This is a genomic window from Streptomyces sp. NPDC052042 (assembly GCF_044548345.1).
In the GTDB taxonomy this organism is placed as follows: domain Bacteria; phylum Actinomycetota; class Actinomycetes; order Streptomycetales; family Streptomycetaceae; genus Streptomyces.
The window spans coordinates 137545-149175 of sequence record NZ_JBIUBU010000020.1; the positions used below are offsets into that span (position 1 = coordinate 137545).

An 11631-nucleotide genomic window follows, 5' to 3' on the forward strand; every position below is an offset into this window, starting at 1 on the left:
ACCTCATCTCTGTGACGATCACCCAGCACGAGCTCGAATCCCGGCTGTGGGACGCCGCGAACGCGCTCCGCGGCCCCGTCGACCCCGCTGACTTCAAGACCTACGTCTTCCCGATGCTGTTCTGGAAGTGGATCAGCGACACCTGGGTCCACGAGCACGACGCGGCGTTCGATGAGTACGGGGACGACCTCGACGACGAGATCGAGGCCGACTTCCACCGGTTCGAGTTGCCTGAGGGCACGCTGTGGAGCGAGGTCACCGAGAAGGTCACCAACCTGGGCGCGGAGATCGCGAAGACCTTCCAGCGGATCGAAATGGCCAACCCCCGCTCGCTCGCTGGCGTCTTCGGCGATGCCTCGTGGGGCAACAAGGAGCGCATCCCGGAGTCGGCCCTGCTGGGGCTCATCCAGGCGTTCAACAAGATCAGACTCGACCCGTCGACGGTCTCGCACGACCTGCTCGGTGCGGGCTACGAGTACTTGCTGAAGAACTTCGCCGACGAGTCGGGCAAGAAGGCTGGCGAGTTCTTCACACCCCGTGAGGTCGTGAACCTGCTCGTCGGGATCCTCCAGCCTGAGCCGGGCGAGTCCGTCTACGACCCGTCCTGCGGTTCGGGCGGCATGCTGGTCGCGACGATCAACCAGCTGCGCGAGTCCGGCAAGGACCATCGCACGCTCAGGGCGTACGGCCAGGAGATCAACCTGACGACGGCCTCGATCGCAAGGATGAACCTGTTCCTGCACGAGATCGAGGACTTCGACATCAAGCGCGGAGACACCCTCCGCGCTCCGGCGTTCAAGGACACCTCTGGTGCGGTCCGTCAGTTCGATGCCGTGATCGCCAACCCGCCCTTCTCGCTGGCGAATTGGGGAGCGGACCGCTGGTCCTCGGACCCGCGAGCCATCTGCGGCGTTCCGCCGGCGAAGAACGGCGACTTCGCCTTCGTCCAGCACATGGTCTCGTCGATGAAGCCGGTATCCGGCCGCGTCGGTGTGGTGATGCCCCATGGCGTGCTGTTCCGCGGAGGTGCGGAGGCGAATATCCGCCAGGGCCTCATTGGGAAGGATCTTCTGGAAGCCGTCGTCGGGCTGCCGCCCAACCTCTTCTACTCGACGTCGATCCCGGCGTGCCTGCTGATCTTCCGCGACCAGAAGCCTGACGAACGCAAGGAGCACGTCCTCTTCATTGACGGCTCGGCCCGGTTCGTCAAGGGCAAGAAGCAGAACCGCATGTCTGAGGATGACGTCGGGGCTCTCACCGAGGCGTACCAGACAGGCAGCGACCCAGACGGTGAGGGTGGTGCGAACGTCCGGCTGGTGCCGTTCGAGGAGATCGAGCAGAACGGCTTCGACCTGAACATCGGCCGCTACATCAAGGTCGCTGCAGAAGAGGCCGCCGATTTGGGCACCGCGCTCGTGGCGTATGCCGACGCCCGGCAACATCGCATCGACACCGAGGCTGCCATGTTCGAGCGGCTCGCAGCGGCAGGCGTCGACCTGAGCGTGTTCGGGGTGTCCAGTGAGTGAGTGGGAGCGGGTCCGGCTCGACGAGGTCATCGCGCTGGACGTCGACGCGGTTCCGGTCGTGGCGACGGCCCCCTATGACATCGTCGGTGTCTTGAACCGCGGTCGGGGCCTGTTGTTCCGGGACCCGATCGCTGGCGATGAGACCTCGTACAAGACGCTGAATCGCATCCGTCCAAACCAGATCATCTACAGCCGCTTGAAAGCCTTCGAAGGAGCGATCACCGTTGCTCCGAACGATCTGGGTGAGGTCTACGCGTCGCAAGAGTTTCCGACGTTCACGTGCAGCGAGCGAATGCTTCCCGAATTCTTCCGACTCCTTACGACCACAAAACGACTGTGGGAGCAACTGCAGGCGTTGTCGACCGGAATGGGTGGCAGGCGTGAACGGGTCAAGCCCGCTGACTTCTTGACGATTGAAGTCGCTCGCCCGTCCTTGTCGGAGCAGCGCCGCATTGTCGATGTTATCGCTGCCGTAAATGCGCATATCGAGTCCGTAAGCCTGGAACGGGAGCTCGCTGTCGAGGCGGTACGGCGAGCCCGACTTGCGTTGCTCACGGTGGGTTTTAGTGGGGCATGGGAAAGTGAAAGTGTCGATTCACACACGCCCCTCACGTGGAAGGATCGACTTCCTGCAGGTTGGCGGAGCGAGGAGATCGGCGATGTGTCAGTTGTGCGCTCTGGCGCTACCCCTCGCCGATCCGAGAAAGCTCGGTACTTCGATGGAGGCTCGATCCCGTGGGTGAAGACTGGCGACCTCAATGAGCGTGTGATCACGAAGACGGATGAGTGCATCACAGACGCAGGGTTCTCAGAATCATCGGTTCGGCTACTCCCTGCCGGCACAGTTTTGGTGGCGATGTACGGAGGATTCGCCCAGATCGGTAGGACTGCCCGTCTTGGTGTCGAGTCGACGACCAACCAAGCTATCAGCGCCATCACGGATCTGCGAGAAGATGTACTCCCCTCGTTCTTGCATCACGCTTTGAAGGCTGGCCGCCCGAAGTGGCGACTCGTGGCAGCAAGTTCCCGTAAAGATCCCAATATCACTAAGCGAGATATTGAAGACTTCGATTTTCCTGTTCCCAGCCCAGGCGAACAGCGGGAGATCGTCGAGGTCTTGGGATCCATGGAATCCACTGCCGACAAGTTTACTGACGAGCTCGCCAATCTTCGCGCCTTCCGCTCCGCGCTCCTGACTTCCCTCCTCAACCAGGAAATCGAGATTCCCGAGTCCTACGACGCGCTGCTCAAGGAGGCTTCCTGATATGGGGTGGACGGAAGAGAGCACTGTTCAGCGTTCACTGCTGGAGTGGGCGGAGGAGGCTGGCTGGGAGCGTCTCCAGGGAGACGCGTTACCGCGTGATGAGCATGACGTCATCGTCGAGGACTGGGCGCGTGAAGCGTTGCTCGCGCTGAACCCCGATCTGGTCGAGGACCCCGAGTCGGCGGACCTCGTGCTGCACGAGCTCAATCAGGCGGTCCTCGATGCGCACAACGGTCTCGTCGCGGCCAACGAGCGGCTGACCGTGATGCTTCGTGGCGACCACTCGTTCACGACGATCGACGGCCGACATGTGCCTCGTCGGCTGATCGACTTCAAAGACCTCAACAACAACCGGTTCACTGTCGCCGACGAAGTCACCATCAACGGTGCTGTCAAACCGCGCCGGTTCGACATCGTCTACTACGTCAACGGATTCCCGCTGGTCGTTGCCGAGACCAAGACACCGGTGAAGCATCAGGTCTCATGGGTCAACGCCGCGAAGGACCTTCACGACGTGTACGAGGAGGAGTACCCGAACTTCTTTGCGACGAACGTCTTCAACGTCGCCACTGAGGGCCTGGAGTTCCGCATGGCCCCGATCCGTGCGGTGCCGGACCCCGACTCCGAGATCTGGGCCCCGTGGGGATCCACTGAGGACGACCCGAAGACCGTCACGGGCCCGGCTCGCGTCGAGCGGGCCGCGCGCTTGCTGCTGCGGCCGGAGACGATCCTGCCGATCCTCAAGGAACTGGTGATGTTCCGTCACGCTAGGGACGCCTCCGAGGTCGACATCAAGTTCTTGCCTCGTTACCCGCAGTTCGAGGCGGCACTGGCGATCCACGCCAAGGTGCTCGCAGGCCGTCCAGGCGGACTGATCTGGCATCACCAGGGATCGGGCAAGACCGAACTCATGGCGTTCGCCGCCGCCCGTCTGCTGCGCGACGACGCGGTGACGGGGAAGTTCGGGAGCGCGCCGACGGTCATCGTGATCGCCGACCGCAAGGATCTGGTCCGGCAGACGGCGGAGATGTTCGAGACCGCCGGCATGCCGCGGATGACGGTGCCCCGCAACCGGCGCGAGCTGCACGCTCTGCTGCGCAGCGGTGAACCCGGTGTCGTCATCACGACGGTGCACAAGTTCGCGGAGGCCGGCCATCTGAACAACCGGTCGAACATCGTGGTCCTCGTTGACGAGGCGCACCGCTCGCAGGAGGGGAAGTTCGGCGACGCGTGGCGCGCGGCGGTGCCGAACGCGAAGTTCTTCGGGGCGACGGGTACTGCGATCCAGGACAAGGACCGTTCGACGTTCAAGCTGTTCGGTGACCCTGACGATCCGGACTTCGTGATGTCGCGGTACACACCGGAGCAGTCCATCGCCGATGGGTTCACCAAGCCGGTGATCGTGGAAGGCCGAGCCGTCGGTTTCAACCTCGACAAGGAGGCCCTGGACGAGGCCTTCGACGAGCTGGCCACAGCGGAGGGCCTGGACGAGGAGGAGAAGGTCTTCCTGTCGGGGAAGGCTTCTCACATCGAGACGATCCTCTCCAACCCCGAGCGCGTGGCTGCCGTGTGCAGAGACATCGTCGACCACTTCCTCACCTTCGTAGCGCCTCTGGGCCAGAAGGCCCAGGTCGTGGCCTACAACCAGCGCCTTGTGATCGCCTACACCAAGGCAATCGAGGCCGAGTTGGAGCGCCGCGAGGCCGTCATGTCGGACGGGCGGATGCGCGAGGTCGGCGTGGTGATGCACGTCGCCGACAGCAAGGAGACCCCGAAGGAGTTCAAGAAGCACCTGCTCACTCCGGAGCAGGAGGAGGCGCTCAAGCGCCGCTTCAAGAAGGTCGACGACCCGATGTCGTTCATCGTCGTCACCGCGAAGTGGATGACCGGCTTCAACGCGCCCATCGAAGGCGTGCTGTATCTCGACAAGCCCGCCAAGGACACGAACCTGTTCCAGACGATCACGCGGCCCAACCGCCCGTGGAAGAACCCTGTCACTGGTCAGCGCAAGGACTACGGGCGGGTCGTCGACTACATCGGGCTCGCGAAGGCCATCGGCAAGGCTGTTGCCGGTCCGGAGGCGAAGGACGGCGACGAAGACGAGCTCAACGTCACGGACGCTTCCAAGCTGGCGGGGAAGTTCGTCACCGACCTCACTCGTCTGCTGTATCTGTTCGACGGCATCGACACCAGCGACTCGTCGTTCGAGTCGCTCGCCGAGGCCCACGAGCGGATCCCCGAGGGCGGCGCGCAGCGCACCGATTTTATCGAGACCTATGTCGCGCTGCAGACCGTGTGGGAGTTCCTCGACCCGCACCCGATGCTCCAGCCGTTCAAGCGGCAGTACTTCTGGCTCGCGAAGGTGTACGAGTCGATCCGGCCCAAGGACGTCTCCAAGACGTTCCTCTGGGCGCGTCTCGGCGCGAAGACCACTGGCCTGATTCACGGTCACATGACCGATGTGGGCGTGAAGTCGATGCCGTCGAAGACAGTCACGCTCGACGCTGCCGGCCTGGCACTGGTGAAGAAGATCGCCGAACAGCTGAAGCTCTCCGAGCGGCAGACGCCGGAGCCGAAGTCTGATGACGTGTACCAGGAGGTCCTCGACTCCATCGAGGCGCGCCTGCGGCGTCGGCTCGCGGATTCGGAGAGTCCGGCATACCGGTCGCTGGCCGAGCGGATAGAGAAGCTCCGTGCCAAGGCGATCGAGAACGTCGAGGACTCGCTGGCGTTCCTCGAGGAAGCGCTGAAGATCGCTCAAGATGTGGTCGCCGCGGACCGGGCGGCGGAACAGGGCGACCAGAGTGCGCTCGACAGGCTGGCCGATCCCAAGCGCGGGGCGCTCACCCAGATCGTCGAGGAGAACACGCCACCGGGACTGCACAAGATCGTCCCCGACATAGTTTCGCGGATCGACTCGATCGTCGTCGAGGTCGCCTATGCCGGCTGGAGCGCGAGCGACGCGGGCGACAAACGTGTCCGTCGCGAGCTGCGTTCCGTTCTGAAGGAGTACAGCTTGCCGATCAAGGGTGAGCTGTTTGACCGGACGTACGAGTACGTGCGGGAGAATTATTAGAGGCGCGAGGATCTTTCGAGGGCTCGGCTTGGCGGCCTTAAGGGGACGCGCTCGTGGCAGTGATCGGCGAGACACGTTGCGCCGGTCACTGCGGGATTCCTGGCGTACGGAGACCGGGCACGTGGACGAGGCGGACGACGTAGCGTGATGTCGCTGTCGTCTGTAGCTCGGACGAGCTGATCGGCTTGATCCTCCATCCCTGCGCGACGCAGGGCGATGGAGGCGGTAACGGTGGCTCCGATGCGGACCGCTTCCATCGGGATCGGGCGGACGGCGACCGCAACTCGGATTCCGCGCGTGCAGTCGTTCGAGGCTGCATCGCTCGGCCTGAGCGCACCGTGGGCAGGGCATTTACGCCTCAAAACAGGGCGCATGCCATGGATGCTAGCGGAGAAGCGATGGCTACCAGCCTCGCAGAGTCGAGCTCGGGTCGCTGCTGGTCGGTCAGCTGGCCCGGGGCGAAAGAGAGCCCCGGAAGGGGCCCTTGACGTGAGGGTCAAGGCTCAGGCGGCCGCCGCGTTCGTGGAGCGCTCTCGACGCATCCCGGGCCCCGACCGCTGGTGCTCGTCTCCACCTCCCACAACGCCCATGGCCGGCTGCTGCTCGATGTGGACGTGCTGCGTGAACAGGCCGGGGAACTGGCGGAGATCGCGGTCATGGCCGACGACGCGGCCGGCCGGGCGTTGTTGAACCGGCTGGACCGGCTGAGTGCGTGGGGCGGCGCTGTACGCGTCTACCTGCCGGATGCCGTCCGCACCGACCCCTGGCAGTGCCGCCCCCTGATCGGGGTCGACCCCGCCGGCCCCAGCTCGCCCTCGGGCAGATCACCGCACACCTGCGCCGAACCCACGTCCGATCTCCGCGCCGTCCCCCGGGCGGGCCAGCACCCGCCACGACGTCCGGCCCGGCCTGGAGAACACCCGGTTCACCAGGCATCGCACCACCGCCTTGGAAGGAACAGATGACGATGAAGAAGACGATGCTGCCGGACTTGGTCCGACTCACCGACTCTGGCCTGCGCCATAGTCCGCATGCACGTGATCTTCGACGGCAATCCCACCCTCAGCGCCCTGGGACCGGAAGGCCGCGAGCAGTTCTCCACCGTCATCCTGGGACAGGTACCCATCGGCACCTGGCGCAGGTTGGCCCCGGCGGCTGGCACCGCCCCCAAGGACCGCGGGCACCCGCGCCGCGGCCGCGTCCCACGTCGTACAGGGCGGCGACACTGTCAGCCAGGCGCAGGTGCTGACAGTGACCGACTACGAAGCCCTCGGGCGGGTCACCGGCGTCTGCTGAGCTGGGTTCGGATGCGTCAGAGGCCCCTTGGGGGAGAAGACCCCCTTGGCGCCTGGCGCGGGATCTTCAACAACGCTGCGAGGTATGAGTCACGTGGTAGTCAGCTGCTGCTCGAACGGCGGTCGGTCGCTACTGGTTCCGCCGCTGGAAAACTGCTGCCCAGATGCGACTGGGGCCGCTACTTTCAGGCCGTATGAGCAAGCATCTCTCCCTGCGTGAGGCCGTGTTGTCGTGGCTCGAGTACGCGGGCGGTCTGTCCCCAACACCCCAGTCCATCGTGGTACTGATGCTCCAGCCCCACTGGGAGGACGTGGTTAGAGAGGTGGCCGCCGCAGCGCCTAGGGAAGAGCACCCCGACCTCTACGCCAAGATCGACGGAAACTGGGTCCCGAACTCCCGAACGCTGTTGGAGGAGTCGGGACTGGGTGAGGCGGCACGTCTCATTGCCCAGGGCGTGCCGGTTCCCGTCTCCGAGGTCGCGGACAGCTTCGTCACCTTCTGTACTGGACCGGCACCGGTCTCCGAGCGATGGCTGCTCCTCAACGGCACCTTCCCCCAGGGAACACGGATTCCGCTGGGGCGGCACACCTTGCAGACCTTCACTGCGGACGAACTCAATCAGACGATCCCGATGCCTGCGCTGAACGTCCTGCAGCGTCGGAGCCATGATCTCGACCTGATCAGCGGCGCACCGTTTCTCCATGTTCCTGATCCCGGCCATCCGGTCACGCGTCGTCCGACCTGGTTCGACTTCACCGGCCCGCGTGCGGAAGCCCAGCACTGGCAAGCACTCCTTCCTCTGATGTTGTGGGACAGCGAACTTCTCCGGGTGGACTCGGTCTTCACCGTTGCGCGCGGACGCCGCTTCGATCTGAACCCCAGAGACGTGCCGACGACCATCCAGGTCTATGAAGGCCAGTACGGGAAAGAGGAGGAGGTTGAGGTCCGCGACACCGGAGCCTTCCATGTCCCGGCCGAATATCTTCCGGCCCTGGCTGACTTCTGCACCGCGATCTCGGCGAAGATCGACGCGGTCATGGCAGGCGCGACCCACGAGCGGCGCATCCTCAACCGGCGTGCCCGGCGAATCGAACGCGCAGCCCGGCACCTCCTGGCCGCTTACCAGCGCACCTACAACGACGACGGCGTCTGGGAGGCGGAGGTTGACGAACTCCGCCTTGACTACGTCATCGCCCTGGAAGCCCTGCTGATCAGCCCCAACGACACAGGCGGGCGCATCACCGCCAACATCCTCTCCCGCGCGGCTGCACTCTTTCTTACCCGTGACCACCAAGAAGAGGCCAAGGGCATCGTCCGACGTGCTTACAAGGCACGATCCATTTACGTCCACGGCGACGTGATCAAAGACCAGACAGAAGAGGAGAAACTGAAAGAGCTGCGAAATCTCCGGCTCCTCACACTGCAGGTCATCCTGCGCTGGCTCATCCTGACCCCTTCCGGCACCGAGGACCTCGCGCCCCTGCTCGATGCTGCCGTCCACAGCACAGGCCGCGAAAACCACATCAGCCAGCCCCTGCGCGCCTTCTTCACCACTACCCCACCACGCAACCGGCCCGCCGACGTCACCGCCACCTGACCCCTGGGGGGAAGCCGCCCGTCGCAAGGGAAGAAGCCCCCGGCGGCCGCTGGCGTGGAGCGGGCCGCCGGGGGCCTCATGCGGGTCGCCCGGAGCCGACGGGGGAGGCGGCGCCGGGCGACGATCAGGGGGGAGACCACTGCGGTCGTCTCCGCGGAGGGTGCGGTGCCCTGGAGCCGGTCCAGCCGTTCGTAGAGCGCGCGCAGTATGCGGGCCTTGTTCTTCACCCGGTGCAGGTTCCGGGACCTCGGGAGCTTCCCCTGAAGCGTGGACACCGTTTGCTATGCGGCAGCGGCCAGCGTAGCTGATCGCTGTTCGAAGGCGATCGGGCTGATGTAGCCAAGCCCTGAGTGCCTGCGTCTGGTGTTGTAGCGGGTGACCCACCGGAACACTGAGAGACGGGCCTCACGCGCACCTGACCAGCGCTTCTTCCCTTGCAGGGTCTCCCTTTTCAAGGTCGCGTTGAAGCTCTCCGCAGCGGCGTTGTCCGCGCTGGTGCCGACCGCGCCGCGCGAGCGGGTCACCCCCAGTTCACGGCACACTCTCGTGAACTCCTTCGACGCGTACTGGGCCCCGTTGTCGCTGTGGAATATCGCCCCGTCCAGGCTGCCGCCCCGGGTGCGGGCGGCGGCTTCGAGCGCGTCGGTGACCAGCTCGGTGCGCATATGGTCGGCGATCGACCAGCCCGCAAGCCGCTTGGAACGCAGGTCCAACACCGTTGCCAGATAGAGGAATTGACCATCGCCGATGGGCAGATAGGTGATGTCACCGACATACCTGGTGTTCGGTTCGGCCGCGGTGAAGTCCCGCCGCAGCAGGTCCGGCACCGGGGCCGCCTCCGGCTCCGGGACCGTGGTGCGGACCTTCTTGCGCAGGTGCACGCCCTGGACGCCGATCCGGCGCATCACCCGCTCGACGCGCTTGTGGTTCACATCGATCCCGGCCGCCTTCAGCTCGGCCGTGACCCGCGGGATGCCGTAGGTTCCGTCGGACTCCTTGTGGATCTCCCGGATCCGCCTCGCGAGGCGGGCATCATCCCGCGCCCGCGCCAGACGGGCGGGTGCGGCCTTCAGCCACCGGTAGAACCCGGACCTGGAGACCTCCAGCACCCGGCGCAGCCGCTTGACGCCGAAGGCGCCGCGATGATCCTCAACGAACTGGAAACGGCTCACCAGTTGGTCTCGCCGGCGAAATACTTCGCGGCCCTCCGCAGGATCTCCCGCTCCGTCTCCAGCTCCCTGATCCGGTCCCTGAGCTGCTTGTTCTCTTCTTTCAGCACATCGTCGGAGGCTACCTCGCCAGCCTGTGCCGCCCGCGGCGAGCCGCTGGTACCCGTCACTCGGCCCGTCCGGGCCCGTTCGGCCCGCACCCAGTTGCGCAGCGTCTCGCGACTGATCCCCAGATCCTTGCCGACGCCCTCGAACGTGTTCTTCGGGTCCGACAGGTACAGCGCGACAGCGTCCGCCTTGAACTCCGCCGAATACACCTTCATCACCATGCGTGACATCTCTTCCTCTGGACCCTCAAGGTCCAGTGCCCAAGGTGTCCACGCTCAAGGGGAAAGGCCCGAGACGTGAACGAAGACGTCGTCGATTGACTCGTCGTCCGGGGTGATGAAACCGTAGCCCTTGGTGGATTGGAACCACTTGACCGTGCCGAACATGATCCTCCATGGAAACTGATATGGCGAAAGTGATCATGTCAGATACACAGCTTCGCGCGAAGGCAGATCCAGCGGGCGGATGCTGACGACTGCGGTGCCTCAACTGGCCTCCGGGGTACCGCCGTCGGGCGCTCCGACGCTACGAGGGGGGTGCGAACACCAACGCCTCATGCCGGCTTCGTCCTGGGCGAAGCCGGCACCACCTCAAGGGTGATGACGGCTGTGGAGTAGTGGATACGACGGACGCGGTATATCTCGCGATCGCGCAGTACCCCGCGACGGCATCGGTCCTGCCGTGCCTCGCCTGAATTGCTAAGCGTGCCGGCCTATGGGGCACTTCGCGCATGCTGAGCAGTTTCCGCCCTGACGCTTCACGAGTTGTCGCATAATGCGCTGGCCCGCAGGATCGTTCAGTGCTCCGGGCGTCACGATGCATAGGGTTCTGCCGTCGACCTCGCCCCGGAAGCCGTGGAAGTCCGGCCCGAGATCCCGCACGAGAATCTCGTGCACGGAATCCGCCTGTGTGCTGTGCCGCGCGTCAGAGGTCATCGGTGCCGCCGCGCGGATCCAGTACGTGAGAGCCACGTGTGACGTCCTGGCTGCTGGCCGGATGCGGCGACGCATATCCGTGGTCTGAAAGCATGTCGAGTCGATTCGGTTCTCGGCGCATGTCGATCCCTTGCGAGCTGCGTCTTCTCGTTTCACTTACCTGTCGAGTGACGCCTCATTCACCTATCAATGCTTTTTCGGAATCCTATCTACTCATTTCTGAGTCGTCAATCGAGTCATTTTTTACCTGATTGATCCGGCGCAGAGAAGACACCTCATGCAGTTAAGCCGTCAAGCGGAGGGCGGTCCTCGGCGGAAATCGGGTACTCGCTGCGGATACGGCCTGCAAGGCTGTGGGGGTGACTAAGCCTTGATCCACCGACCGGTCTGTTGTGGATATCGCCCGAGGAAACGAGGAAGTGAACCGCCCCGGTTCGAATGGAGACTCGATTTCATGAAAGGATCGAGTCATGGCACGACCTTCCCGTTACCCGCTTGAGCTCCGCCGTCGTGCGGTGCGCATGGTTGCCGAGGTGCGCGGCGACTACCCGAATGAGACGGCCGTTCTGCAGGCGGTCACCGACAAGCTCGGCATCGGTTCCCGCGAGACGCTGCGGAACTGGCTGAAGCAGCACGAGATCGATGCGGGGACGCGGCCGG

Annotated in this window: 6 protein-coding genes and 2 pseudogenes; 6 read left to right on the top strand and 2 right to left on the bottom strand. The window is 64.5% G+C overall.

The genetic code is table 11. The annotated features are described in order from the left end of the window. Positions 1-11 precede the first annotated feature (11 nt). The 5 genes from ACIHCL_RS27810 to ACIHCL_RS27830 all read left to right on the top strand — a co-directional run bounded on the left by ACIHCL_RS27810 (position 12) and on the right by ACIHCL_RS27830 (position 8759). Positions 12-1526: an N-6 DNA methylase gene (locus ACIHCL_RS27810; RefSeq protein WP_399865980.1), complete on the top strand. Its 1515-nt coding sequence runs from the start codon at positions 12-14 to the stop codon at positions 1524-1526. Continuing rightward, positions 1519-2790 carry a restriction endonuclease subunit S gene (locus ACIHCL_RS27815; RefSeq protein WP_399865982.1) on the top strand — a complete coding sequence of 424 codons (1272 nt, stop codon included), beginning with the start codon at positions 1519-1521 and terminating at the stop codon, positions 2788-2790. Before ACIHCL_RS27810 ends, ACIHCL_RS27815 begins: the two co-directional genes overlap by 8 nt. Position 2791: 1 nt before the next feature. Next, positions 2792-5866: a type I restriction endonuclease subunit R gene (locus ACIHCL_RS27820; protein ID WP_399865983.1), complete on the top strand. Its 3075-nt coding sequence runs from the start codon at positions 2792-2794 to the stop codon at positions 5864-5866. A gap of 560 nt (positions 5867-6426) precedes the next feature. Beyond that, a complete protein-coding gene (locus ACIHCL_RS27825) occupies positions 6427-6831 on the top strand; it encodes a hypothetical protein (RefSeq protein ID WP_399865984.1) in 405 nt (134 codons plus the stop codon). Positions 6832-7355: 524 nt separating this feature from the next. Then, a complete protein-coding gene (locus ACIHCL_RS27830; protein WP_399865985.1) occupies positions 7356-8759 on the top strand; it encodes a hypothetical protein in 1404 nt (467 codons plus the stop codon). 281 nt (positions 8760-9040) lie between these two features. On the opposite strand, the gene ACIHCL_RS27835 is transcribed toward ACIHCL_RS27830, so the two are convergent. Together ACIHCL_RS27835 and ACIHCL_RS27840 are read right to left on the bottom strand one after the other, a co-directional pair. Continuing rightward, a protein-coding gene (locus tag ACIHCL_RS27835; RefSeq protein ID WP_399865987.1) for an IS3 family transposase occupies positions 9041-10257 on the bottom strand; the annotation gives its coding sequence in 2 pieces (ribosomal slippage) (positions 9041-9942 and positions 9942-10257; 1218 coding nt in all). A 69-nt stretch (positions 10258-10326) separates the two neighbouring features. Next, a pseudogene (locus tag ACIHCL_RS27840) lies at positions 10327-10422 on the bottom strand (cold-shock protein); the annotation flags it as partial. 1019 nt (positions 10423-11441) lie between these two features. On the opposite strand from ACIHCL_RS27840, the pseudogene ACIHCL_RS27845 reads away from it, so the two are divergent. Further along, a pseudogene (locus tag ACIHCL_RS27845) lies at positions 11442-11631 on the top strand (IS3 family transposase); the annotation flags it as partial.